The sequence below is a fragment of the Bdellovibrionales bacterium genome (genome assembly GCA_019750295.1).
GTDB lineage: Bacteria > Bdellovibrionota > Bdellovibrionia > Bdellovibrionales > JAGQZY01 > JAIEOS01.
Genome location: JAIEOS010000138.1, coordinates 1 through 24,360, shown reverse-complemented (window position 1 = coordinate 24,360; position 24,360 = coordinate 1). Strand labels below are relative to the sequence as shown.

General features: G+C 45.9%; 21 protein-coding genes. 10 read left to right on the top strand and 11 right to left on the bottom strand.

Annotated elements, in window-relative coordinates:
• Positions 1 to 3: 3 nt before the first annotated feature.
• On the top strand, positions 4 to 1,752 hold the full coding sequence (locus K2Q26_15765) for an SLC13 family permease (GenBank protein MBY0316977.1): 1,749 nt from the start codon (positions 4 to 6) through the stop codon (positions 1,750 to 1,752).
• Positions 1,753 to 1,783: 31 nt separating this feature from the next.
• Here K2Q26_15765 and K2Q26_15760 read toward each other — a convergent pair whose 3' ends face one another.
• The 4 genes from K2Q26_15760 to K2Q26_15745 form a co-directional block, all read right to left on the bottom strand.
• Positions 1,784 to 2,704 carry a M12 family metallopeptidase gene (locus K2Q26_15760; protein MBY0316976.1) on the bottom strand — a complete coding sequence of 307 codons (921 nt, stop codon included), beginning with the start codon at positions 2,702 to 2,704 and terminating at the stop codon, positions 1,784 to 1,786.
• A gap of 46 nt (positions 2,705 to 2,750) precedes the next feature.
• Complete coding sequence (locus tag K2Q26_15755; GenBank protein MBY0316975.1) at positions 2,751 to 3,329, bottom strand: transporter; 579 nt, start codon at positions 3,327 to 3,329, stop codon at positions 2,751 to 2,753.
• 121 nt (positions 3,330 to 3,450) lie between these two features.
• Positions 3,451 to 4,275 carry a glycosyltransferase family 2 protein gene (locus K2Q26_15750; protein ID MBY0316974.1) on the bottom strand — a complete coding sequence of 275 codons (825 nt, stop codon included), beginning with the start codon at positions 4,273 to 4,275 and terminating at the stop codon, positions 3,451 to 3,453.
• Positions 4,276 to 4,379: 104 nt separating this feature from the next.
• Positions 4,380 to 5,501, bottom strand: coding sequence for a hypothetical protein (locus tag K2Q26_15745; GenBank protein ID MBY0316973.1), 1,122 nt, complete (start codon positions 5,499 to 5,501; stop codon positions 4,380 to 4,382).
• Positions 5,502 to 5,769: 268 nt separating this feature from the next.
• Between K2Q26_15745 and K2Q26_15740 the strand changes: the two genes are divergently transcribed.
• Positions 5,770 to 6,573, top strand: a complete 804-nt coding sequence (locus tag K2Q26_15740) for a TIGR02147 family protein (GenBank protein ID MBY0316972.1) — start codon at positions 5,770 to 5,772, stop codon at positions 6,571 to 6,573.
• Here K2Q26_15740 and K2Q26_15735 read toward each other — a convergent pair.
• The gene (locus K2Q26_15735) at positions 6,570 to 7,067 is read right to left on the bottom strand and encodes a hypothetical protein (protein MBY0316971.1); all 498 of its coding nucleotides are present in this window, start codon (positions 7,065 to 7,067) and stop codon (positions 6,570 to 6,572) included. The two genes, K2Q26_15740 and K2Q26_15735, sit on opposite strands and share 4 nt — an antisense overlap.
• 205 nt (positions 7,068 to 7,272) lie before the next feature.
• Between K2Q26_15735 and K2Q26_15730 the strand changes: the two genes are divergently transcribed.
• Positions 7,273 to 7,617 carry an AgmX/PglI C-terminal domain-containing protein gene (locus K2Q26_15730; GenBank protein MBY0316970.1) on the top strand — a complete coding sequence of 115 codons (345 nt, stop codon included), beginning with the start codon at positions 7,273 to 7,275 and terminating at the stop codon, positions 7,615 to 7,617.
• A 4-nt stretch (positions 7,618 to 7,621) separates the two neighbouring features.
• Here K2Q26_15730 and K2Q26_15725 read toward each other — a convergent pair whose 3' ends face one another.
• The 4 genes from K2Q26_15725 to K2Q26_15710 form a co-directional block, all read right to left on the bottom strand.
• Positions 7,622 to 8,428 (bottom strand): hypothetical protein, encoded by an 807-nt coding sequence (locus K2Q26_15725; GenBank protein ID MBY0316969.1) that lies wholly within the window; start codon positions 8,426 to 8,428, stop codon positions 7,622 to 7,624.
• 93 nt (positions 8,429 to 8,521) lie between these two features.
• The gene (gene pbpC / locus K2Q26_15720) at positions 8,522 to 10,837 is read right to left on the bottom strand and encodes a penicillin-binding protein 1C (protein MBY0316968.1); all 2,316 of its coding nucleotides are present in this window, start codon (positions 10,835 to 10,837) and stop codon (positions 8,522 to 8,524) included.
• A gap of 44 nt (positions 10,838 to 10,881) precedes the next feature.
• Positions 10,882 to 11,322 carry a hypothetical protein gene (locus tag K2Q26_15715; GenBank protein ID MBY0316967.1) on the bottom strand — a complete coding sequence of 147 codons (441 nt, stop codon included), beginning with the start codon at positions 11,320 to 11,322 and terminating at the stop codon, positions 10,882 to 10,884.
• A 126-nt stretch (positions 11,323 to 11,448) separates the two neighbouring features.
• A complete protein-coding gene (locus tag K2Q26_15710; GenBank protein ID MBY0316966.1) occupies positions 11,449 to 17,277 on the bottom strand; it encodes an alpha-2-macroglobulin in 5,829 nt (1,942 codons plus the stop codon).
• A gap of 190 nt (positions 17,278 to 17,467) precedes the next feature.
• On the opposite strand from K2Q26_15710, the gene K2Q26_15705 reads away from it, so the two are divergent.
• Positions 17,468 to 18,343 (top strand): DUF2608 domain-containing protein, encoded by an 876-nt coding sequence (locus tag K2Q26_15705; protein MBY0316965.1) that lies wholly within the window; start codon positions 17,468 to 17,470, stop codon positions 18,341 to 18,343.
• Here K2Q26_15705 and K2Q26_15700 read toward each other — a convergent pair.
• On the bottom strand, positions 18,340 to 19,320 hold the full coding sequence (locus K2Q26_15700) for a nitronate monooxygenase (protein MBY0316964.1): 981 nt from the start codon (positions 19,318 to 19,320) through the stop codon (positions 18,340 to 18,342). The two genes, K2Q26_15705 and K2Q26_15700, sit on opposite strands and share 4 nt — an antisense overlap.
• A 64-nt stretch (positions 19,321 to 19,384) precedes the next feature.
• Here K2Q26_15700 and K2Q26_15695 point away from each other — a divergent pair, with 64 nt between their 5' ends.
• The 3 genes from K2Q26_15695 (at position 19,385) to K2Q26_15685 (ending at position 21,483) form a co-directional block, all read left to right on the top strand.
• Positions 19,385 to 19,864 carry a DUF4442 domain-containing protein gene (locus tag K2Q26_15695; GenBank protein MBY0316963.1) on the top strand — a complete coding sequence of 160 codons (480 nt, stop codon included), beginning with the start codon at positions 19,385 to 19,387 and terminating at the stop codon, positions 19,862 to 19,864.
• A 108-nt stretch (positions 19,865 to 19,972) separates the two neighbouring features.
• Positions 19,973 to 20,764, top strand: a complete 792-nt coding sequence (locus K2Q26_15690; protein MBY0316962.1) for an endonuclease/exonuclease/phosphatase family protein — start codon at positions 19,973 to 19,975, stop codon at positions 20,762 to 20,764.
• Positions 20,765 to 20,778: 14 nt separating this feature from the next.
• Positions 20,779 to 21,483 (top strand): hypothetical protein, encoded by a 705-nt coding sequence (locus K2Q26_15685; protein ID MBY0316961.1) that lies wholly within the window; start codon positions 20,779 to 20,781, stop codon positions 21,481 to 21,483.
• Positions 21,484 to 21,535: 52 nt separating this feature from the next.
• Here K2Q26_15685 and K2Q26_15680 read toward each other — a convergent pair whose 3' ends face one another.
• Positions 21,536 to 22,240, bottom strand: coding sequence for a hypothetical protein (locus K2Q26_15680; GenBank protein ID MBY0316960.1), 705 nt, complete (start codon positions 22,238 to 22,240; stop codon positions 21,536 to 21,538).
• Between the two features lie 43 nt (positions 22,241 to 22,283).
• Between K2Q26_15680 and K2Q26_15675 the strand changes: the two genes are divergently transcribed.
• The 3 genes from K2Q26_15675 to K2Q26_15665 form a co-directional block, all read left to right on the top strand.
• Complete coding sequence (locus K2Q26_15675; protein ID MBY0316959.1) at positions 22,284 to 23,234, top strand: TIGR01212 family radical SAM protein; 951 nt, start codon at positions 22,284 to 22,286, stop codon at positions 23,232 to 23,234.
• Positions 23,209 to 23,865: a class II aldolase/adducin family protein gene (locus K2Q26_15670; GenBank protein ID MBY0316958.1), complete on the top strand. Its 657-nt coding sequence runs from the start codon at positions 23,209 to 23,211 to the stop codon at positions 23,863 to 23,865. Before K2Q26_15675 ends, K2Q26_15670 begins: the two co-directional genes overlap by 26 nt.
• Positions 23,862 to 24,360 (top strand): S-methyl-5-thioribose-1-phosphate isomerase (locus K2Q26_15665; GenBank protein MBY0316957.1); only part of this gene is annotated, 499 nt, incomplete at its 3' end. The genes K2Q26_15670 and K2Q26_15665, both read left to right, overlap by 4 nt.

The following is a 24,360-nucleotide window of genomic DNA, read 5'->3' as shown; positions in this document are numbered from 1 at the left end:
GTAATCACAGTTCTTTTGTTTATTACTGAATATCTTCGTGTGGATTTGATCGCACTCATCGTCATCATCGCTCTTTGTCTGACAGGTATCCTCGATGCCAAGATGGCCTTGGCCGGATTTTCGAGCGAGCCCGCGCTGATTGTGGCCGCGGTCTTTGTGATGTCGGCGGGGTTGTCTCAAACCGGTGTGACCGAGTACATCGCATCTCGCGTGACCAAATGGGCAGGGATGTCGGAGACGCGCGCGATTGTGGTCATTATGTTTATTGTCGCCTTGCTCTCGGCATTCACCCATCATCTTATGATCACGGCCATGATGCTCCCCATGGTGGTCCGTCTCTCCACCGAGAAAAATATGCCGGCCTCTCGTTTACTCATTCCGATGGCGACTGCGGCCTCGCTGGGTACCACCATGACGTTGATCGGTGCCCCGGCATTCCTTTTGGCCAAGAATATTTTGGAGCGCGCAGGCGCAGCGCCTCTGACGATTTTTTCGATATCGCCCATTGGAATCAGCATCACTCTTATAAGTATCGTGGTGATATTACTTTTACGTTGGATTTTACCGCGGAATTTTGGAGGACAAAATATCGCAGATCGCTTTAAAGTCGAGAATTTTCACACAGAACTTGTTGTGCCCGAAGGATCCAAGTGGGCAGGAATGGGGATCGGTGAATTTATCGCAGCTACGGAAAAACGTTTCGAAGTCACAGAATGGCTCCGTCGCGGGAGACTGAAAAACTTGTCGGGGACGGATGTAGTTGAGGTGGGAGACATGCTTTTGGTGAAAGCTTCTCCCGATGAAATTGTGTCTATTGATGAGAACAATGGCTTGGCGGTAAATCCCATAAGAAAGTACTCCCGTCAGCTGGAAGGAATCGATAAAGCCGAAAATGCACTTCAACCCATTATTCTCCAAGCCGTCCTTTCGCCCTACTCGAGCTACGTCAATCAATCGATCGGGCAGATCGATTTCTTATCACAACATCTGATTGTGGCCGGAGTTTGGCGCCGCGGGCAGATTCTGCGCAATGAAATTTCAAAGATTAAACTCCTCCCCAACGATCTGCTGTTGTTCTGGGGAACCGAAAAAGATTTTGAACCCTTAGTGCGAAGCGAGGATTTCTCGTTCATTAGCCCTATTAAAGCGAATCGCACCGTTCGACGAAGAGCAATCATATCGTCGTTAATTATGGCGATCTCTATTGCTGCGGCCGCCGTCGAGATGTTACCACCGCATGTTGCTTTTTTGATGGGTGCACTGCTGATGGTATTGACCCGATGCCTTTCCTTAGAGAAGGCCTACCAGTCGATTGATGTTAAAATTTTTGTGATGATTGCGGGAGTTATCCCACTGGGGATGGCTATGGAGAAAACCGGCGTGGCCGCGCTGTTAGCCACTTCGATCTCACACCTCCTCGTGGGTTGGAACCCATTTACCGTCTTACTTGTGCTGTTTGCGGCTTCGGCCTTGCTCACCCAGATTCTTTCGGATGCGGCAACGACGGTGCTACTTGCTCCGATTGCTTTACTTGTGGCTAGAGATCTTCATCTTTCTCCCACGGCCGCCGTGATGACTGTCGCTGTGGGGGCCGTAGCTTCGTTTTTGACTCCAATAGGTCATCATGGGAATCTTTTGATTTTAGGCCCAGGAAGATACAAATTTGCTGATTTTTTAAAGATCGGAATTCCATTAACTTTGGTCATCGGCCTCTGTACGGTTTTTATGGCCTTACGACTCTGGCCTCTGTGATTTTATAATGAGTTTCGCGATATTTATCGCCTCATTTTTCGCCGTAGGCCTTTTCCAGGCGAGCGCGATCGAACTGACTTAAGCCTGTGCCGGGGATAATTTCTGTATCGCTTTTTTTGGATTCGAGAGTATGGGTTCCAGGCTTCGCAAACATTGTTTTAGAGTAGATCATGATCGAATTAAAATCGAAATCGGTCAGGCCGCTAATTTTCATAAATTCATCGGGGAGAATCTCGAAATTTTGCTCGTAGCCCTCTTGGATGTTTTCTGGAAAAACCTTGATAAATCCGTCTCTGTCGTTCCGATTTTGCTCATGAATAAATCCTAAAGCGTGCATGATTTCGTGAGCAATTTCTCGCGGACCGCATTGAGGCCCAATCCAGATCGGTTGTCGCCCGCCCATTTTACCAATATAGGATTTGCACTCGCCGTCGGCGTCGATAAACACGAGAGCATCATTTTGATTCTCGTAGGGGACGAACACGATGGGTGTATCGGCAAAGAGTTCCATAGCTTGTCGCACTCGATCCGGGTGATCAACATCGGGTTGGATATGAATGGGGATCGTTCCATCCTCCCAAGTTTTAATAGGAGGTATTCGCCCATAGGCCGGCGCATTGGCTTGAGGTTGACCTAAAACGACGTCTTCAAAGACCACCGCCACTCCGTCTTCCATTTTATATTTAAAGACAGCGGTGCCGCTCTCTTTCTGCTGGACCGTCATAACGATAGGTGGTGATGGAGGCGGAATCACTTTACGATTTTCTTTAGGTGGTGCGATTTTATTGTCCATAGCGAGGGGGGTGGGGAGGGTCTTGGTTTCTTTTTCGCTCGTCGTGGATTTGGGAATTTCTTTAATAGAATCTGCAGGAGCTTCTGGTGTTTGGGCTTTATACAAAGAAAAGCCCAAGACGGTCAAAAATCCTAAAAATATTCCACTCTTCCAATTCATCAATGGAGATTGTAGTGCGTGTGGGTCAAAGGGTTCAAGTCTTGTTTCAAAAGAAGATTTTAAAGCCCAGCAGTGCTCCTGCGTCTAACGCCTGTTCATTTCTTTGATCAAGTTGAGGGTCGGAGTAACTGCTATCCCTGTTAAATTTGTGGGTGAGGTAAAGTTGACCGCCTATAGCCACATTGGGTGTGAGAAAGTAATCTGCGCCAAAACTGGTCGACGCGCTCAAATAGGTTCTCTCTCTAAGGCCAGAACTCTCGTATTTCAATTTGTTTTGAACTAAGTCCTGACTGGCATAAAATGCCCAGCGATCGCTCTCATAAAAATAATAAGTGAATTTAGGTCCGATCGCAAGTTGATGGGAGTTGTCGTTGTAGGTCTGCTTATAGACAACGCCGGCCGAAAGCTTATCGGCGAAAAAATATTGATAACTCAAATCCGCGCGAAGAGTAAGGCCGAGCTCCGTAGTGTATTCCGCATTAAAATTGGCATCGACGCTCATATCCCCCTGATGAATTCTTTTTTCCATATAGTTATCCTGATGGACCTCTTTGGGTTGGCTTTGAGTCTCTGCTGTGCAAATAAGAGGTAATACGAGAATAGATAAAAATAAAATGGACTTCATTAAATCTCCTGTTGTGGACAGGATCATGCGGGCGAAAATAAAAAATGAGAATCGGGTTGATGTCGAACTGTGGAAAGCGGGCACCGGATCGCCCATTTGCATTTTGCGAGAACTCAGTGGTTTATGGCGACGATTTTGTGCCGAGCAAAACGAGGTAGTTCTCAACTTCGCTTTGGGCTTCGGGGTTCGGGTATTTTTTAAAACCCGTTAAAAGAATGTCGGCTTTGGCGCGCAAGCTACGTTCCAGAGCTTGAGTTTCTTGCGGAGCCAAAAGAGGATGTCCGATATGTTTGGCAAGAGCTCGCACTCTCCATAAATCCATAGAATGGTGCTTTAGTGACAATTGGTCGCTGTGACCTCCGTGTTTCACCGTCATTGCCGCCTCAATAAAGCCGATCGCCCGATCGGACGTGATTCGCAACCAAAGATCAAAGTCCTCGCAGACGGGGAAGTTCTCGTCAAAAAATCCGATCTCGTTAAAAAGACTCCGTTGAGCCATGACCGTCGAAGGGGATATCACGCACAATTCAGTACACTGCTCAAATATTTTTCCCCCACTCCGTTTGTGTTTTGCTTTTTGAGGGACTTCTTTTCCGTTGCGGATCCATGTTTCGTTGGTGTGAGAGAGCTGGAGGTGAGGGCGTTCCATCATGTATTGGAGTTGCACTTCGATTTTTTCGGGAAGCCACTCGTCATCGGAATCTAAAAACGCCACGTAGGGAAATTTTGCGGCCACAATCCCGGCGTTTCTGGCGGCGCTGACTCCTCGGCCGCTGTTCAGTAAGTAGCGACAATGGAGATGGCTGCACAGCGATTCAATATCTTCTGTTGAATGATCATCCACCACAATAATTTCTAAGTCCTCGGTCGACTGTCGACTCACAGACTCAATCGCTCGTTGCAAGAGCTCGCTGCGATTGTATACGGGGATGATCACGGAAACCATGACTTGTTTTAGTGGAGTGACAGGAAAAGTCAATTTGCAATTAAGGGAGAGAAGAGAATAGAAGAGGAGAAACTCCATTTTTATAAATGGAGTTTCTTGAGTATTTATTTTGAAAACTGAAGATGCTCTACGTCTTCGAAGATCTTTTGGATTTCATTCATAAGTTTAGCTTGGGCACGAAGGGAGATGAGATAGTCGTGACTCATTACTTGCTCATCGGACGAATTGAAGCTTTCTTTTAGGAATTCATTAAAAGACTGAATGAGAGGCAAACTTTTTGCGATTAACTTTTGAACTTCCGGTTTTTTAAATAGCGGTGGTGCGGCTGACCTGTTATTAAATATCTCGAGTAATGCAGTATTTAACCCAGCAGCGAAGCCTAACTTATATCGAAGTTGACTGATCTTAATTGATTTAGTCATCACCACGTTGTTAAGAGTTGCACCCTCATCCATCTCAAGCATAAAGGCCACATAATCTAAAGCTACGGTGATATCCCAGATGTAAGAGCGTATCACTGAGGGCATTCTGACACCAGAAAAGTAGTGTATTTGATCAAAGGCCTCGACGATCCTATTCTGAAGCAATACGACAACGTCTTCCTGAAATCCAAACATGTGACCGATCTCGTGCGCCCATAGTCCGGTCACGTGCTTTAATAAAGATTCTTTAGGAATATTTTTGAGATTTTCGAGGCTGAAGCAGATTTTTGCATTCAAATCAAATTCACTGACACTCGCATCGGCATTCGTTTTGTCGCTCGCTGGGCAGGATCCCTTATCTAAAAAGTAAATCTTAGTTTTATCAATATACTCGATCAGAGTTTTTTTCAAATACTTGTTAAGAAGTACTCTTTGTTTTTCGAGATCTGCATCTGAGTCGTCTCGAGATTTTCCTTCGAGAAGTGGAAGAATTGCTGCGAGAGGGGGGTAACTCAGAGTTCTTTGGATGCGGTAGAGTTGATCTGATTCACGTTCGCTCAGTTTCTTCGAGCTGTAAATTCGGGCTCGACTGAGTTTTTCAAAGAATTCTGCGTCGGTCAGTATGAAAAGAGCTTCGTCAACGGCCGCGCGCACGTCAGCCTCGGTTGATTTTTCGACGGTTCCTCCGCCGGCGTCGGCGGTGCCATCCGCTTTTGTTGTGATAGATGGAATGGCTTGAGCTTCGCTACAAAGAGCGGTGAAAATTTGTACTGTGGTTAATAGAGCTAGAAAGAATTTATTCATATATTCCTCGAGAGTTAAGAGTTTAGTGTTTATTTAGTGCCCGTCAAATTTTGGTTGTCTGAGCAGAAAGTATTACAGATGTGACGATTCGTTTTACAGATAGCTTGTTTGTTCATTTTAGATCTCCTTGCAGGCGAGCCTGCGGTTAATTTCGAAAATGAAACTAAATGAGGCACGTTTTAATAAATAGATTTATTTATTAAACAATAAGGTTTATAGTTTACTTTTATGTAAATATTATTGGCTAAATATTTGAAATATATGATTTATGGCGATATTTAATTTTACGAATTATAAGCAGTTTGTTCGCGAAAAAGTCTCCCTGATGCCTCATCGAGGTCGAGGTCAGTTTCGGCAGATGGCACTTCATTTGGGTGTTAACTCTACGGCGATCAGCCAAATTTTTAAAGGATCTAGGCATTTGACTCCGGAGCAAGGCCTTCGTATCGCTCAATTTCTGGGATTGAGTGATCTTGAAACACGGTACTTCGTGAACATGATTCATAAAGATCGTGCCGGAACTCACGATCTCAGGGATTTTTACCTTAAAGAAGAAAAAAAACTACTGGCTGAGGGTAAAAATATTAAATCTCGGATCATCGAACACAACGAAATCTCCGACGAAAATAAAGCGATATTTTATTCGAACTGGTATTACAGCGGCTTGAGAATGCTATCTGCATTACCAACCCATAATACTCCCGAAGAGATGGCCGATTATTTTGGACTGAACCGAGCTCTCGTCAATAAGGTGATCACATTTCTTGTCGATAACGGACTCTGCGTGGAAAAAGACGGTAAAATTAGTGTCGGACCGAGAACAACTTATCTCGATTCAAATTCTCCTTTAATTAATAATCATCGACGAAATTGGCGTCTCAAAGCGCTGGAGAAGATACAGCAGCCCCACGATGACGATCTCTTCTACTCGTCGCCGATGTCTATGTCTGAAAAAGACAAGGAGGCTTTGAGGGAGGAGCTTGTGGCCTTGATTGCAAAGTTTTTAAAGCGAATTCAAAAATCTCCCGAAGAAAAACTTGTCTGTTTTAATATAGACTGGTTTTCTTTTTAAAAAACTTGCACCGATGCAATGAATGAAAACAACCAACCTTCGCCTCGACCTTGAGCAAACTCTCTGGAAGCAAAGTCACTGGTCGTTTCAAAGCGGCGAATCTGAATGATGGGGTAAAATCGATCGGCCTCTTCAGGGAAGGCGAACCATGCCCCATAGGTGTAATTTGTGATTCCACCCTTGGACACGGAGGGGCCATACAGATACTCATTGTGAGAGGAATCGCCCCCACCGAGTCCGGCGTAGAGGTTGGGCTCGATCAAGATTTGGGCGTAAGGTACGCGAAAGTTGAATAACTTAATTTTAACTTGGAGGTCCGCGTAGAGGCCTTGTTGCTCGTCAAGATCCTTTGCTAGTCCAAGATTGAGTTCGCCCCAATAATCATTATTATATCCCGGGAAAAAAAATTTCGAGCCGATTTTGCCATTCGGAAGTATCAGCTCGTGCGGGATCACCTTTTCTGACCGACTTTCGATCCGGGAAATCGGCATCATCAGAAATCACCTGGAGTCGAGTTCGTAGCCGGAGCCAGTCTCCCGCGATGAAATCTCGATAGCTGAGAGAAAACAAGCATTAATATGAGGAATATATATTTCATATATGGGATTACGGAGCTCACCTTTAAAAGTTACTACTAAATTAAAATATATTTGGAAATTCGACGTGGGTGGTTCAAAATGGTATTTTAAGGAGTTCACAATGAAATCCAGTTTGATATTTTTTGGGTTGTTTGTTTCGATCTCAGCTCTGGCAATTTCGAATGAGGAGATTCATCAAGCCATAGTGCCTCATCAATACGAGGTTCAGGTTTGCTACAAGAATGCGGTGGTACGGGTCCCGGGACTTGCAGGAAAGCTTCAAGTCAATTTCGAATTGGATGATAAGGGCAAAGCCTCGAAGTTTACGGCAGATTCGAGTTCAGAGATTAAGGACAAGACTTTCGTAGATTGTGTCCTTGGAAAAATGCCGTTTTGGCAATTTCCAAAAGCTCCTGAAGGTTCAAAAGTGAGCGCCAGTTACCAGTTCGCCTTTAGCGCGAAGTAAGGAATTACCGGCAAAGGGTCGAGTTCCCATCGGTGCAGTGATCAGACTCTGAGGGCACATAGCTTGGGCCCATAAACCCAAGATCTAATTTTAACGGGCGGCCTTTATAATTAAAGGGAAAACATCCTCGCCCGCTGACGTGAAGATAGAATGAGCCAAATCCTGACCAGCCAGGGAGGCCTCCTACGGTATTATTGATAGAGGGCTCACTCACGATTTGAATATCTTCCGGAGCGTCGATCGAACCCACGATGTTTCGGTGAGCTCGGAGGAATTCGTAGCGCGGGACGATTGTCTGTTGATCACTCACGTAGGCGAGATGCTCGGCGGTGTGATACAAAATGCGAAGGCGAGGGTGATGCAAGACCGCGTGGATCACCTCCTTGTAAGGTCGATTTCTAAGAGCTTTGTAATCTTCGCTGGGAATATAAAAATGTCCATGGCCCATGTCCGCCATGATTGGAAAATTCGCATAGCCCTTTTCGAAAGCTTTTTCGAGATGAATGGCAATCGCTTGGGGAAGATGAAGCGGCCATTCGACAATCTCTTTTACGGGCTTTGCGGTCTCGTTGCTTGCCATGTGAGGAACTAAGAACTTTCCGCTCTCCATAAATCCCCGGTATTCAAGACGTTGACCAGAGACAACATAGCGCTCGAAAAGTGCAGAAATATCTTCGATCTCTTGGCCAAACGAAGATTCACTTTGGCGGATGATCGGCTCGGGCCGTTGTGTTTGCGAGGTGCAATGATCGTTAGCGAAAACAAAATTAGAAATAGATACTAAAGTCGCGAACAAAACCCCATAACCCACAAAAACCCCTCTGAATAACAACCCGGGGCGAAAATCTCACAGTTCTCAAATGTTATCGATAAAAGGATGGGAAATTAAAAAAAATATAGAGTTCTATTGAACCGCTTCAATTTGAATGGTGCGGTGGTCGGCTCGGCCACGATCATCGACGACACTGATCAAATGCTCGCCCACGGTGGGTGAGTACTGCAGCGTCTGATCCGTTTTGGTTTTTCCTATAAAGTTTTTGTCGACGAACCAATAGAGTTCTTTGGCATCGCCATCAGCGACAGCTTGTAAACTCATTAAATTATTCTCGCTCGCGGAAGATAAGCTTTTAAGATAAGAAATATTCCGCCCGGGCGATGTGATTTGCGGAGCCTGTCCTTTGGAGTCCTCCGCGAAGAGATCACACTGAGCCTCAAATTCAGGAGGTTCCTGGCGGCGAATTCCGGCCTTGGCAAAAAGATTCTTGAGATCAGAAGGCCAAAACTCGTAAATCTCGATCGCTGTTTCTCCAGAGAGTTCTCCGCATGTTCTTTTGCCAGTTCTTTTGCTAATAAGAACCGGGCGGTGAATATCACAAGTTTTTATGGGGGAGACTCCCGGGTGATACCACGTCAATTCCTGGTGGGGACAATATTTACCTGGAAGATGGCCCGAGAGTTTGCAGACATTAATTTTTTTGAGCTCGGTGCCCGCCACTTGGAGCCAGTTTGGATTCTTAAGATGTTGATCAGGTAGAGAATCGATGATTTGGAAAAACAGAGGTGCCGCCATGTCTCGGCCAATCAACTGAGGATTGGGAGCGTTGTCGAAGTTTCCGACCCAGGTCACAACGACATAGGGACCGACCACCCCCACCGTCCAAGCGTCCCTAAATGAATGAGAAGTTCCTGTCTTCCAGGCGACGGGATAAACCGAAGTGGTCCACTTCTTGTGGTATCCCGTGTGAAGTGGAGGTGTATGAGTCAACATGTATAAGGTCACTATCGATGCTTCGGGCGTGAGTTGTTGTCTCGATTCTAATTTTTGAGTTTCAAAAATTTTGAGAGGTTGCCAACGTCCTTTATTGGCGAGCATGGCATAAAATTGCGCCAGTTCCCAAGGGGAGATTTCGGTTCCCCCGAGAACCAGGCTCAACCCATAGTAATCGGCATCGCGAGGGAGATGCATGTCTGAAGATTTAAGAAACTCATAAAAGTCGGGACGGCGCAATTGATTGGAAAGTGTAAGTGCAGGAATATTTCGGCTATGAATGAGAGCCTCTTGCGTGGAAATCGGCCCTAAAAACTTTTTATCGAAGTTCTCGGGATCGTAGAGAGCAAACTCTGTCGGTGTGTCCTTTAGTAGAGTTTTGGGGTGTCCTAGGCCCTGCTGAAAGGCCAAAGCATAAACAAAGGGTTTAAGGGCCGAGCCGGGAGAGCGGCGAGCGAGTAAACCGTTGACCTGCCCCTGGATCGATTCATCGTGGAAGTCTTTCGAGCCAACGGCGGCCACTACGGACATGTCTTCGTGATTGACGATGAGAGCCGTTGCATTTTGAATTCCGAAGTGACTTTGCCGTTCCACGTAACTTTTGACTTTGTCCTCGAGGATCTTTTGTTGTGGAAGATCCAAAGTTGTTTTTATTTTGACGGAGGTCGACATACGTAACGCGTATTCCGAAAAGTGCGGAGCAAGAAACGGTAAACTTTTAAGTTTCTGAGAGACCAATGGCAGCTGCAGATTGACGAGATGTTCGCGATCACCGGGATGTTGCTCCATCCAACGTCGAAGTAAACGTTCTCGGGCCGAAAGGAGGGAAGGGTTTAGCGTTTCACCCCCTTGAACGAGACTGCGACGACTTGGGCTTTGCGGGATCACCGCGAGAAGCAAAGATTCCGAAAGGCTGAGATCCTTAGGGGATCGATGAAAGTAAATACGGCTGGCCGCACCAACTCCTTCGATGGGTCCTCCATAGGGAACAAGATTTAAGTAGGCTTCGAGAATTTCCTTTTTGGAGTGGGTCAATTCCAGTTGAAGGGCGCGCACCATCTGGAAGAGCTTTCCTTTCAATGTTCGTGTTTTTAGCCCGAAACGAATTCGTGCCAACTGCATCGTGATGGTCGAAGCTCCGGAACGTCCCGTATCTTCGTTGATAGAAAGTAAAGCTCGGACCAGAGCTACAGGGTTGATTCCAAAATGATAGTAAAAGTATTGATCCTCTAACAGCAGCACCGATTTCACAAATTGAGGATGAATGTCCTCGAGGCGAGTAAATATTCGATACTTCTCATCCCCAGAGAGAGTCAGGCGGAGTAAGACTTCGTTTTTGTCATAGACTTCGCGAGAAAAGGAAACCCCGTTAAGAACTTTTAATTTGAGAAAAGGCGACGCGATGAGGGCGGTGACCAGTACAATAAGAAAGACGATCCCGTAGCGTTTCATGCCCCAATTCTAGCGCAATTGGGGATGCAAATTCAAATGGGGATTTATAATCTGACGTGCATTCTCAAAACAAAGGTGTTTTGAACGTCTTGACCGATTTCAAAACCCATCAATGGCGTTGCGTCCTGCAAATGGAGCCAAAGGGTCGTTCCCAAAAATTGTCCCAGATGACCCCCGGTCAATTGGCGATCGGTCACCCAGAAAAGTAATTCGTAGCTTAAGTGAGGGGGCTGAGGGCGCTCGTGGACAAAAAGTCGTGGATGAACGATAAAATTCCACTTGTAATCCGGAGCTTCCTCTCGAAAACAAGTGACAGAGTAGTCGAGAAGCGAATCAATAAATTCGTGAGTGCACTGATAAAGGAGGTCGCCATCTTGGCTCGCGAATTCAAAGCGCAGTTGCGTGGCTTTGAGCTCGACGTCCCTCTTGGATTCCTGAGCGAAGGAAATTGACGCTAAAAGTGAGAATACGAGAAGTACTGCCATCCTTGACATGTGAGTCTCCTTTTTTGGGTTGATATCTCTAGCTCGCCAGTTGGGAGAGAGACTGTCAATGGAGAAGCCCCCTCACGTCTGGGTGGGGAGGCTGAAATGGATATTATTGGAGATCTGCTAGTCCACCGTGATCTTTTGAGCCACGCCGATGTATTGAACTGAACGGTCATACATGGACTCGGCGAAAACAGGAGGCACAGAGAATTTTCCTTTATGAGTGGCCTTTAATTTATAAGTGATCTCCTGCAATGTTTCCGAGGCGGAGGTGTACACTAATAACCGATCCTCTCGCTTTTCGAGCGACTCCGCATTGGAGACCACTTCGTCTCTTAAAAGTTCAAATCCTGCGGGGAACAAGTCCACGATGACGATATAGGGAATATATGTTTTATCGACCCCTCGAAGTCGAAGTTTGACCGTCACTTCATCCCCCATTTTTACAGTGGAAACAGCTTTTCCTTTGTGATCTTCAAAGACTCTCGACACTTCGATCTTCTTTTTGATTTCTTGATTAGGAAGAGTTTGATCAAAGCCTTTTTGAGTCATCGAGTAAAACACCGGAAGCATGGACTCATCTCCACTGATCGTTACTTTTTCGGCATCAAGACCTACGCTCACTTCACTCACAAGTTTATTAGGAAGTGCGATGGGTGAGGCTTGTCCAGAAACGATCTGTTGGGCTTGGATTGAGCCCGGGAAACCTTTCTTTTCCGCTAAAGTGTTTAAACTCGAGAAGGCAAGAATCACTTGGGCCGCCTGCACGGTATTTAACTGACGATTCAAGATTGGTTTTACAAATGCTTGAAGAGCTTCGTTATTTAATACGTCCTTGAGTCGGCCCGGGAAATGACGAGACACCATATTAATTAAAAGAGCGTCGCGTGATATTGAATCATAGTAAGAGGAGAAGTCGACGACCTTTGTTTCATTCATTTTAAGATCTTTTAAAAGAGTCCAGCCCTTGTCCTCCTGCTGGAGGAGCTGATAGGTGCCTGCGATATAGATCGCAATGGCGTCGGTCCTCCATTGATCCTTGAAGGACTTCTGAAGGGCTTCCATGAGGAAGTTTAAATCATTCGTTGGAACTAACCCCGAACGTGCCTGAAGGTAGAGAGCTTGCGCAAAAGTGCGGGCCAGAGAAAGACTTGCCACCTTTCTTAATTCTGAAGATTGCAAATAAGAAGTCATGGCCACGGACATGTCTTCTGGCGTATCCAGGCCTCGCTCGCGCGCTTCCAAAAGATAGTGGATGACGTAAAGAGACGCGGGGTGGGAATCGGAATTGCTATTTCCATACAATGAGAATCCTCCCTGAGGCGTCTGCCGTGTCCTAAGGACCGATATCAGATTCTCGTGAGCTTCCTTCGCTTTTTTGAGATGAGACGGAAGATCTTTTTGCCCCATCAATGCTAGGCTGGGAATTGTTTGAGAAACAATCTGCTCCGTGCAGCCATGGGGAAAATCATTTAAAAAGTGAATCAGTCCCGAGCTGATCGCGAGCGGCGTAGGAGAAATCGCCAGCGTATTGCTGGCTTTCTCTTTAAACATTTTGCGGGAGAGATTTAAATCCAGAGGCCATTTCCCCGCAATGCCGGTCTCCACGGTTGTGATGAGCGGCGTTGCCGGTCTTAAACTCACTTGATGTTTAAACGTGGCGGATTCTTTTCCATTGGTCGCCGAAAACTGCAGGTCGGCCACTCCGAGACGGTCTCCGGCTTTGAGAACAAATGAAGATCCCACTTCTCGACCTTGAGGAATGTTGAGTTTCTTCGTTTTTTCTCCAAGCACTTCGAGCTGCTCGGAGGTATTCACACTCAAATTGACCTCGGTGGAGCTCTTTGAATTTTCGATTTGGTTAGAAACATTGACGCCCACATGGATTTCGTCAGATGGAGCAATGAAGACCGGGGTGGTGGGCGTAATGATAAAGTCCCCTCGGGAGAACGACGCGCTTTCGGTGGATCCCACTCCTGAGGTGGAACTCGCCACGGCCATTATTCGTAGGCTTCCATTAAAATAATCAGGAACATCGTAAGTATAGGTTTTAGTGTTGGTGTCGGCATTGAGAACTCCCGACCAAAATACCACCGGGGCCAGTCCCTTAGCTTTAAACGGATTTAAATTATCTCCCGCTGAACCCTCCATGCCGTCTCCTCCGGTCGATGACATTTCTTTAAGGAGAGAAAACTCGGGCAGGAGAAGATCGAGCAACTGATACGTCTCCACTTGAAGGGCCCGCTTTCGGAAGAAGTGCAAGAGAGGATTGGGGAGTTTGTATCTTGCAACCTGCAAGATCCCTTCGTCGACCCCATAAAGGATGAGAGAGGTGGGTTGGCTCGCGGAATATTGGATCGAGAGTTTTTCTCCAGGGTGAACTTTTTCCGGAGACTTAAGGGTAATTTGAGTTTTTTGTTGGTCTAAGCTCACCGTAAAGGGTTGGACTCCGAAGCTTAAAGGACTCATGTAAATTTCTTTGGAATTAATGTCGCGCAAGAAAGTCACATTCACATAGGCATTTCCAGATAGACCTTCGGGAATACGGATCTTTTCAACCGTTGAATTCGAGGATGTTTTAAACCATTTTTGAGCATATACTGTATCTCGTTCGATGGTGATGAGGCCTGAGCCACTGTAAGGCGCGATGATCTGGAGTTCGATCTCTTCGCCATTTTGATAATCCTCTTTATTGAGAACGATTTGGAGCTCGGCATTTCGATCCAGGGATCGAGAGAGGTTGGCCTCGCCGATCACATTAAAATCGATCCGATTGATTTCATCTCCCTTATCGTTTTTTACGATATAAACGTAGTGGCCGGCCTTATCGGTCGGAAGTTTTATCGACGCCCCGGCCTTCGAAATTTTTAGATCTTTTGTATCGATTTCTTTTTCTTTTTTAATCGATTGATATTTAAAAGTTCCATCCGATTGTTTCATCAACGACGAAACGTATTTGATTTCGGTCAGAGCCAGTTTCACCGAGCTCTCGCTAGGGTCCTGATCGGAATTGAGGGAAATGAGTTTTACATTTCTCTCGGTGTCCTTATTGATAAATGACAAAGATCCATCGGCTTTAAAGCCCACAAGGTGATCGAGCTGGCTCACGGTGGTCGAAATCATAGAGTCCACCGAGCGGCCCCCTTCGGCCTCGAACCCTTCCGCTTTGAAGCGAAGAAGGTAATAGCCTTGAAATTTTTTGAGATCGATCTGGTAATCTGTTTCGCCTTTTTGATCCGTCAATTTTTCGGTCAAAGATTCGTTCACAGATTGAGCGTCTTTGCTGTTGGGATTAATAAAAGTGTAATCTTTGAATTTGGCGATGTAAGGGCTTACCGGAGTGAGGGTGTATTCGGCTTTAATCTTTCGACTTTCGGCGGCGGAACCAAAAAGGTTTTTCAAATAGACTTTGGCATCAACTTTATCTAATGGGATCCACCCCTTGGTTTTATAAGGAATAAGTTGAGTTGTGATTTTTAATTTATCAGGAACAAACTCCTCCACCTTTATTGTTGTGGAGCCCACGATCACTTCACGCTCGTTGCCTTTTTCTTTTTTGATCAGGACCAAGGACACGACGTAATCGCCGGTTGGGCTGTTATCGTGAGTTTTAAAACTAAAATCCTGCAGACTAAAAGTCTTTACCGGGATTTTTTCGCGTTTAAAAACGTGACCTCTCGGATCCGTCACCACAAGCATCAACGGGAGTTTTGTGATCGCATCGGATTTGACCTTCGGTCGAAGAATTATCCCAATATTGACTTTATCTCCAGGACGATACAGTCCTCGATCGGAGAAAAGCATAGAAGCCAGTTGATCCGAATCCGCATTTTCGATTTCTCCCCCCACATCAAAGCGTGAAAAAGAAAGCTGGCGATCTCCCATGCGGTAGGGGAGGTAAGACACGTCGTCGCTTTTTTTAGCGACGATAGCGAGGGGCTTTTTCTCGTTCCTGTAATTATCGAGTTTTGGAAATGTAACGCGTCCATTGGCGTCGGTCGTCTGAGAAATAAAGGCCTGCCCATTGTTCCCAATAATCTCAACGGTGGCTCCCTCGACGGGCAAGCCGGATCTTAAGTTTTGAACAAAAACTAAAGTGGATCCCGCGGTGTTCTGCTTGGCGATAAGTCCAAGATCGGTCACCATAATGAGTCGACGATCTTCCAAAGAACGAGGGGAGTAGGTCCCAGCCTCTTCGCTGGCGTATTCACCGTCCCCTTCGCTTTCAAATTCTTCCGGGGCCTCGGGGAGGTTCGAACTCACTCCCGAAGCGCGAATGATAAAAAATCCCTTCGAGTTTTTGATATAGGGTTTCAAGTCGAGAGAAAAATAAATCGTTTCGGTCTTGGATTTCATCGGGAGATTTTGCTCCTCCTCGAAGTTCTCCATGATCATATTATCCACATCTTGGGTGTAGGGCTTTTTAAAATCGTCGCTGTAGAAGATTTTAGAGATCATAAAGTTCACTTGATGAGGGAGAACACGACCGATATTAAATTTAGTTTTCTCGATGTTTCTTGCGAGGAGGGGAATTTTGCGATCTCCCGAAAGACTTAAGATGGAGCCTTCGCTCATAAACATGAGCTCAGGGGTGTAGTCGGGAACGCGAATCACTTCCGTGTAGGTCTTTCCGAGCTCGTAATCACCGAGTCCTTTGACTCCCTTTGTGATCTCGATCAGTAGACTGCGTTTGATCGGAACGTTGAGTTTAAAGCTATGAAGAGCCGTGTAAGTTTCCTCGGTCGGTAGAAGTTGCAGGTCAACTTCTTTGAGATCTTTTCTTAAAGCCGGTGAGACTTCGCTTGCGGAGCTCCAGTTGTAGTTTTTAACAACTTTTTTTGAGCCTGGAGGAGTATGATCAGCGGGAAGTAAGTAAACTTTGAGCGCCTTTTGAAGATCCTCGGATTTAACTTCGGTTTTTGTATCAAAAACAAAAACCTGCTCGGGTTCAAATTTTTCATTTCGAGCAAAAATAATTTTAACATCTCTGATCTGAAACGCCGAATATTTACCCGGAACATCCACTTTGGTTTGTGCTACTGCGGCGCTGGGTTTTCCACCTCTCATTGACGGAATTCCTTTATCAATCGAAATTTCAACGACCGAGTCGACCTCGGGGATCGAAATATTTTCGGTCTCTATATAGGCTTCTGTCAGATATGCATTAAAAGTCACTTGAGGAGTCAGTGACTTCCCTTGTCCCCCGAGAAGAGACTTATCTGCCGATTGGTAGGTGATCGATATACTTTTTTTAAACTCTTCGGTATTGATAGGCTGACTGGCGTAGACCGTCGCGACGACCTTTTTGTTCTTTGGCTGAAGGGGATCGATGTAATATCGGCCTGAGTACATCGAGAGCGTGATCGCAGGAGTGGTAAAGGTTTTTTTATAGGATTCAAACTTCACATGGTCTGGGAACATCTTCGAATTTAGAGTGACGGAGTACTCCGTGCCACTGAGCCAATCCGTTTTAAAAGCTTCGGCATTCGGGGTGAAGGTTAGCGTTTTGTCATCCGTCCAATTCCAAGAGCCCGACACCTCGGGAGACATTTTTACCATTGAAGAAACATCGCGATGTATCAATTCGAGTCTTGCCGCAGATTTCGAAAAAGTAAGAGTGACGGGATAAACCGTTTTCGTATCGGGTGTGGTCGCAAGAGGAGGGGATACCGAAATCTCCACATAGTCCGGCTTGGGCAGGGAATCCAAATACGCTTGGATCCCAATTCCCAACGCGATGATCGCCACCGAGGTGAGCCCAGCCATAAGAGTCATTTTTTTGGTTTTCCGAGGATTTTGCTGGGCGCGAGCCACCAGTTGATCCCATTTTTTTCCGATCGCTGAGTTTCGAAATTTATGAGATACAAATTTAAGCCATTGAGGCGGCTGCCAGTTCCATTGGCCAAAGATCATTCGAAACAAAATTGCGATTTTATGAAATAGTGTGCCCAAGGCAAAACCTCACGATGTAAAGTTGTAGCCCTGATGTTATTTTCATTTCTGATTTTGTCACCGTTAGCGGCCAATGACCATATACGTCATGTTGTAATTCTTAACCGACAACCAACCTAATGCTGATCGACTCCTGACGGGACATGCCCCGATAATTTTCTTACAAGTATCAAAATTAAAGGGAGATCTTATGAAGTACTTTGTGTTTATTGCCTTTTTTATGATGACGTCTTGGGCGGTTGCACTCGACCAATATACCACATCGGATTTACGAGATGTTCCTCTAAAGGTTCAGGAGCTAGTAGAGCGTTATGACTCTAAAGAAATTCTCATTGTTTATGATTTAGATAATACTTTGTTGGCTATGCAAACAGACATAGGTAGCGATCAATGGTTCGATTGGCAAAGTTCCATCCTGACTGATGAAAAAAATGGCGATCGAGTTTCTGACAATTTTAGTGGGTTGCTTCAAGTTCAGGGGCTTCTTTACAATCTGGGTGCGATGCGCCTGACACAACCCGATGCTCCAGTGATTCTGCACTCTCTAAAGAACTCTAAAATTAAGCAAATACTTTTGACCAGCCGTGGTCCCGATTTTAGAGATGTGACCGAGAGGGAAATCCAACGTCATGATCTTCCTGTTTGGAACGGGAATCACGATCACAAAATAACTTATGGCCTTCCTTACGATCCTCAGAATCTTAAAAAGTCGTGCCTCTCTGAACAAGATAAGGTCACATTTAAATTGAGCGATCCACGCCTGATCAGCGTGGGAAAAAATATTATTCTCTCTTCGGGACAGCACAAGGGAATGATTCTTAAAACTTATCTTTGCAAAGCACCGAAGAGATACAAGGCTATTCTTTTTATCGACGACAAACAGAAGAATATTGATGCGATGGTCGCGGCTTACGGAAGTCACCCGTCTGTAGAGCTCGTGACTTTTCGTTACTCGCGAGAGGATGGGCGTGTAGATATGTTTCATGCGGGCGATAAGGACCAGGCTAAGAGTGACTGGTCCGTTCTCAAGGTACAGATGAAGTCCATCTTTGATAAAAGCTTTTAAGGCAATTTACTCTTAAGCTGATGGTACTCTCGGACTGTGTTTTGAATGATCTCTTCAATCGTCAGTACGGAATCAATATTGCCTGCACCATGCCCTGCGGAAAATACATTGTTGTAGGAGAGTTTGTTTTTATCGGTTCCAAAGAGCACTTTTCCGGCGCGCAAAAGGGAGATCATCCGTTTCACCCGCGCATTTTGGCTAAGGACATTGTCAATAAAGTTGGGTTTTAAGACTTTTTCCAGCAAGGGTGTGCGAATAAAGTTTCCGGGGAAGCCGTCGACACGATCGGTGTTGACGATGTCATCAGTGCCCGCATGAACGATCGCCTTTTTATAATCACTAGAGACTTTGGCTTCTTGGGAGGCAATCATGCGTGTGCCCATGTACACGCCATCAGCTCCTAAAGCGAGTGCTGCCAAAAGACCTTTTCCGTCGGAGATACTCCCGGCGGCGACCAGGGGCAGATCAATGTGTTTTTTGAGATAAGGAATCAGTGCAAAAAGGGAGGTGTCTCCCCCGTGTCCACCCGCGCCGCTACCCACGGCGATAAGCCCGTGGGCACCGATGTCCGCCACCTTTTTGGCGTGCTTAAGGCCGACCACATCGCAAAACACTTTTGTAGATGTACCTTGAGCCCGTTCAATCACTAATTTGGGGCTCCCGAGAGAGGTAATAATCAGCGGTACACCTTCTTCGAGGGCGATATCAATATGCTGATCCTGATACTTGTTGGACTTTTGTACGATAATATTGATTCCGAAGGGCCCTTGAGTTCTTTTTTTAATTTCTTGTAAAGCTTCGCGATACTTTTCGATGGGTCGATAATTGAGAGCGGGAACGGCCCCCAAGCCGCCGGCATTTCCCACCGCGACCACCATATTTTGATCGCTCACTAAAAACATGGGTGCGCCGATGATGGGATACTTCATGTTAAACATTTTTGTAAGTGGGGTAGAGATGGGATTTAATTCGTTCATTGAGGGCCCTCTTAAAAAAAGAAATGCTTCCAATTCCTGTGTTGTTCTTTAGAATAGACCTCATATGATTAATGTCAAAGATTACATCCCCGAAAACGCATTTCACACCCTTCAAATGCGAGCCTTTGGCTTACTTAAAATTCCGTTACTGTTTTTGACATCTCCGCGCGTGGTTCGACTCACTGACACGACCTGCGAAGTGGAAATTCCTTTTCGCAAGATCGTTAAAAACCATTTAGGCAGTATGTACTTTGGGGCGTTGGCCATCGGCGCAGACACGTGTGTCGGCTACCTCGCCTTCCACCAGATTAAAAAGTCCCAAAAAAACGTACAGCTCGTGTTTAAAGATTTTAAGGCCGATTTTATTAAGCGCTCGGAACATGACACCTATTTCATTTGCGAGGCGGGAGAAATCATCACTCAGGCTGTGGAAGAGGCCATTCAGTCCGGAGATAGAGTCAATACAACTATCCCGGCGCGAGCGGAAGCCAACGGGGAAACTGTCGCTGAATTTGCCTTAACCCTCTCTCTCAAACTCAAATAAACAAGTCCCAGCTTGTAGCGTGCCGCATTATGGCTCGTCCTCTGAGATTCGCTAGGATTTTTAATCGTCTTTCGCTATACCTTTTTCCATAAGATGGGGGTCTTAACTATGAGAAATTTTTGGGCGGCAGCACCGATATGTGCGATGATTTTTACGTCGTCGCTGCGGATGAACGAGGGGCTCATGGATCAATACGGACAAGGTAAAACAGAACTGATCCAGGTGGAAAAAACCTACTCTCTCGTCACATGGAACATTTATAAGAATAAACAGTACGGAGCACTCGAAGATTTGGCGAAGCTCATTACGGAGAACGACTTTGTGCTGTTGCAAGAGTTTCTCTTAGATGCTTCTCAAAAATCACTGATCGATGCGACGTTGGATTATCAATGGAGCTTTGCTAAAAGTTTTGCTGATGCCGGCCAGTGGACGGGAGTAGCTACAGTTTCTAAACATCAGGCGGTAGAAGCTTTTGCTCTGAAAAGTCCAAAGACAGAGCCAGTGACGAATACACCGAAGATGTCGATGATTGCAAAGTACGGCTTACAGAACGGCGAAGTTCTTATGGTGGCGAACCTTCACGGTTTAAATTTCGACCTCAGCAATGCTTCATTCAAATCGCAGATCGATGCGGTGATGATTGAGTTGCGTCAACATGTGGGTCCATTGATTTTTGCGGGAGACTTTAATACTTGGAATAACGATCGGCGCGCCCATCTCTTTAAACGCATGCAAGAGATCCAAATGGAGCGCGTCCCGCTCGAAAATCCCATTGGAATATTTAAGCAAACCTTGGATCATATCTTCGTTAGGGGAGTGAAGTTGGTGGATAGCCTTCTTTTAGATCAGATCGAAAGCTCTGACCACGCTCCATTAAAAATTGAATTCACTCTCCAATAAGAAAAGGTCAACAAATGCTTTTAAAAAAATTCGCTCTTTATTTAATATTCACATTCTTCATCAGTGGTTGCTCCTCGATGGGCATGAGAGGCGCAATTAGCGGAGATGATCGGGCGAAGATCAACAAGCTGGCGGTGGTGTCTTTGCAGGGACCGCAGTTTCAATTTGTAAAAGTAGGAACCACCACCTTCGATAATGATGAGCAACAAATCGACGCGAAAGATCTCAAGATTGATGCTCTGGTCGAAGCGACCGTGGTGGAGACTCTCAAGAAAAACGGTCAGTTTAAAAAAGTGGGCGCGATTTCGAGTCCTTCGCGGGGGTCTGATCCCGCAGCCGTTAGTCAGTTGATCAAAGATGCGAAAGCTCAAGGCTATGATGCGCTGATGGTTATACTCCCTGCGAACTACTCCAACGCTCCTCTGATCAAGCCGGGCTATGGGATTTACCAGGTTTCAAATTTCATGGGTGAATCGGCCAATCCCTATTTTCTGGCGATCGCGCGAGTGTATGATACCGCCGACGAAACTGTGATGGCCTGGCAATGGACTTTTGATAGCATTGGTGGGAAACCCAACGTGACCAGCGATGCTAAAATTCCGACAAAGACAGATTACGCCAATTACACGGCGTCAGAAAAAGCAGATATTCAAGATAAGCTTAAGGCCCATATCAAAACGTGTCTGAGCTACACAACGAAAGCTCTTAACTTAAATTAAGGTAACAGTTCCCTTTTTGCTGCGCAGATCGCAACAAAAAGGGAACTGTTACCTATCGTTCGGCGAAAGTGGATTCTTTCTTTTTGGCGTAGCCTTTAATGATATTTAAGGTGAAATTGTTCTTGCGAAGAGCGCGCTTGAGGACTCCGCTGCACGCGTAGGTCGATATAAAACATACTGGTTGTGTGGCCTCTTTAAAAAAATGATCTAAAAAGTTTTCGTCCCAAAGTTCCGGTGAGGTCTTTTTACTAAACGCATCGAAGAGAATTCCATGGGCCGCACGGGTTTCACTTTCCTCCAGGCGTCCAAGAATTTTAAGTTTTCCTGAATTCCAAAGATTTAGAAGATGAGATTTAATATGGGATTCGTCGAGGCCATAGATTTTCGCGAAGCTTGTGAGAATCTCTTGATAAATATCAGACAAGACGGACTCTTTTTGGATGAGCCAATTTGCAAAATTTTCTGTAAGAAAGCTCACAGCCTCGTAAGATAAAATTTCACCGACAGGTTTTTGTTGTTTAAGGCTTTCACAAGCAATCAGAATCTCGTTGTAGCCAAGCCCCAGGCCCACGGAGATAAAAACGGGATTTTCCACAAATTGGAAGGTCTTTTCGACGGTGGGCTTATAGATGTAAAGAGTCTCTGTTAAAGCCCCTTCCAGCGCGTGCATGGGCTCCCACGTGGGCGGTAGGGCGAGGCTGGGGCTATTATCGCCCGTGGTAATACGCTTATAGTCTGTAGTTACGTCTAAAATCATGGTTTTTGTTGCCCATGGTTAACATCATCGGTTAATAAATTCCATGCTTTTTGGCAATGAACAGCTCCCTTATAACCCGATTTCCCAATTTTACAAATCGACCTTTGGGGAAAAGGTTTTTAAAGTGCCCGTGGCTCTTGCCGACGATTGTCCCAATCGTCGCGGTCTTAAAGGGATGGAGACGTGTATCTTTTGCGACGAATACGGATCCTTCGCCTATCCCCAGAACCAAAAAGAAACTTTAAGAAAACAAATTGTCGAACATCGCGAAAAAGTCGCCGAGCGATTTAATTCCAAAAAGTTCCTCGTTTATTTTCAAGCGTACACCACCACATTTAATCAACTGCAAAAAATTAAAGATGCTTTTGAGATTGCTTTGAGTTTTGACGAAATGGTCGGAATTGTCGTTGGAACTCGCCCTGACTGTTTATCCCCAGCGCTCTTAAATCTTTGGCACGAAACCAGTCAAAAGACTTTCTTGAGTGTAGAGATTGGCGCCCAAAGTTTTGATGATAAACAGTTGGAATGGATGAAGCGGGGGCATACGGCGGAACAAACCATTAAGGGTGTGGAGCGCATTCGCCAGCATTGTCCCGATGTCACATTGGGATTGCATTTGATGTTCGGTTGGCCTGGAGAAACCGTGGCCGACGTGATTCACGCAGCGAAGATGTGTAACGAGCTTAAGGTCAATAATGTGAAGCTCCATAATCTTCACGTCCTTAAGAACACTCCTCTTGAAAAAATGTTCTTCGCCGAAGAGTTTACTCCGATTGAATTTGAGCCGTACTGCGAACTCGTCGCCGCGTTTTTGGCGCATCTTTCTCCCGACATCTATGTTCATCGTCTTATTGCTCTAGCCTCTCGCTGGGACGAGTTGATTGCGCCGGAGTGGACTCGATATAAAATGACCAATTACCAGAAGGTCATTGAATACCTCAGGGATAAAAACATCACCCAAGGACAACATGAAATCCGACATCTTAGTCATTAAAAAAGCGATCGTTAAATACTGTCAGCTTCTCCACAAGAAAAACATGCTGGCCGCGGCGGATGGCAATGTGAGCTATCGTATTAACGATAGCTATATCCTTATTACTCCGTCGGGAATGCCAAAAGCTTTTATTAAGCCGGAAGACATTGCGGTGATTGATCTCGCCAATAACGTGATTGAAGGGAAGCCTTCCGGCGAACGGCAAATGCATTTGGAAGTCTACCGAAAGTGCGAACAGGCCCGCGCCATTGTTCACGCTCATCCTCCCACGGCCATCGCGTGGAGTGTGGCGTTTCCTGAACTCGAGGAGCTTCCCTCGGAGTGTTTATCAGAAGTCATATTAGCTGCTGGAAAAATTCCAATGGTTCCCTACGCACGACCGGGTGGAATTAGCATGGGAACAAATCTCCATCCCTTTTTACCTCAGTGCCGGGCCATGATTCTGAGTCGTCACGGAGCTCTCACTTGGGGCGAAAGCCTGATGGAAGCCTATAGTGGCATGGAGCGAGTGGAGCATTCGGCAGAAATTTTATATAAAGCTCAAACGATGGGTCAACTGACACGCCTTCCGAAGGATGAGGTAGAGGCCCTAAGAGAAATGCGAAAACAAATGGGAGAGAGATTGTTATGAAGTTGGATTCCATTGCGTTGAAATTGGATGATCTCGATTTACGAGTGATCGATCAACAAGTTTTACCTTGCGAAGAAAAATGGCTACTCATTGAGTCTCCTCAACAAATGATTGATGTGATTCAACAGTTGAAAGTGCGTGGGGCCCCCTTGATTGGTGTCGCCGCGGCCTTGGCTTTAGGTGTTTGGTCCAAAAGAAAAAATCCCACGGCCCAGGAGTTTTTAAAGACGGCTCAAAGTTTAAGAGACGCGCGTCCCACGGCCGTCAACTTGATGTATGCCATTGATCGAATGATCGAAAAAACTCAACAGGGCACAAAGATCTCGGTGGCCTACGACGAAGCTTGCGCCATCTTCGCCGAGGATGTTCAGCTTTGCCAAGAAATGGCGAAAGTGGCCGCGGAAAAGATTCAACCGGGAGACCTCATTCTCACTCACTGCAATACGGGCGCGCTAGCGACCGCGGGACGGGGCACGGCTCTCGGTGCAATCACCC

Coding starts and splice junctions, on each gene's coding strand:
- K2Q26_15730 (MBY0316970.1), top strand. CDS start 7,273: ATGAAATCCAGTTTGATATTTTTTGGGTTGTTTGTTTCGATCTCAGCT.
- K2Q26_15690 (MBY0316962.1), top strand. CDS start 19,973: ATGAGAAATTTTTGGGCGGCAGCACCGATATGTGCGATGATTTTTACG.
- K2Q26_15745 (MBY0316973.1), bottom strand. CDS start 5,501: ATGAATAAATTCTTTCTAGCTCTATTAACCACAGTACAAATTTTCACC.
- K2Q26_15675 (MBY0316959.1), top strand. CDS start 22,284: ATGCTTTTTGGCAATGAACAGCTCCCTTATAACCCGATTTCCCAATTT.
- K2Q26_15715 (MBY0316967.1), bottom strand. CDS start 11,322: ATGGCAGTACTTCTCGTATTCTCACTTTTAGCGTCAATTTCCTTCGCT.
- K2Q26_15680 (MBY0316960.1), bottom strand. CDS start 22,240: ATGATTTTAGACGTAACTACAGACTATAAGCGTATTACCACGGGCGAT.
- K2Q26_15740 (MBY0316972.1), top strand. CDS start 5,770: ATGGCGATATTTAATTTTACGAATTATAAGCAGTTTGTTCGCGAAAAA.
- K2Q26_15750 (MBY0316974.1), bottom strand. CDS start 4,275: ATGGTTTCCGTGATCATCCCCGTATACAATCGCAGCGAGCTCTTGCAA.
- K2Q26_15670 (MBY0316958.1), top strand. CDS start 23,209: ATGAAATCCGACATCTTAGTCATTAAAAAAGCGATCGTTAAATACTGT.
- K2Q26_15760 (MBY0316976.1), bottom strand. CDS start 2,704: ATGAATTGGAAGAGTGGAATATTTTTAGGATTTTTGACCGTCTTGGGC.
- K2Q26_15755 (MBY0316975.1), bottom strand. CDS start 3,329: ATGAAGTCCATTTTATTTTTATCTATTCTCGTATTACCTCTTATTTGC.
- K2Q26_15705 (MBY0316965.1), top strand. CDS start 17,468: ATGAAGTACTTTGTGTTTATTGCCTTTTTTATGATGACGTCTTGGGCG.
- K2Q26_15685 (MBY0316961.1), top strand. CDS start 20,779: ATGCTTTTAAAAAAATTCGCTCTTTATTTAATATTCACATTCTTCATC.
- K2Q26_15695 (MBY0316963.1), top strand. CDS start 19,385: ATGATTAATGTCAAAGATTACATCCCCGAAAACGCATTTCACACCCTT.
- K2Q26_15700 (MBY0316964.1), bottom strand. CDS start 19,320: ATGAACGAATTAAATCCCATCTCTACCCCACTTACAAAAATGTTTAAC.
- K2Q26_15735 (MBY0316971.1), bottom strand. CDS start 7,067: ATGATGCCGATTTCCCGGATCGAAAGTCGGTCAGAAAAGGTGATCCCG.
- pbpC (MBY0316968.1), bottom strand. CDS start 10,837: ATGAAACGCTACGGGATCGTCTTTCTTATTGTACTGGTCACCGCCCTC.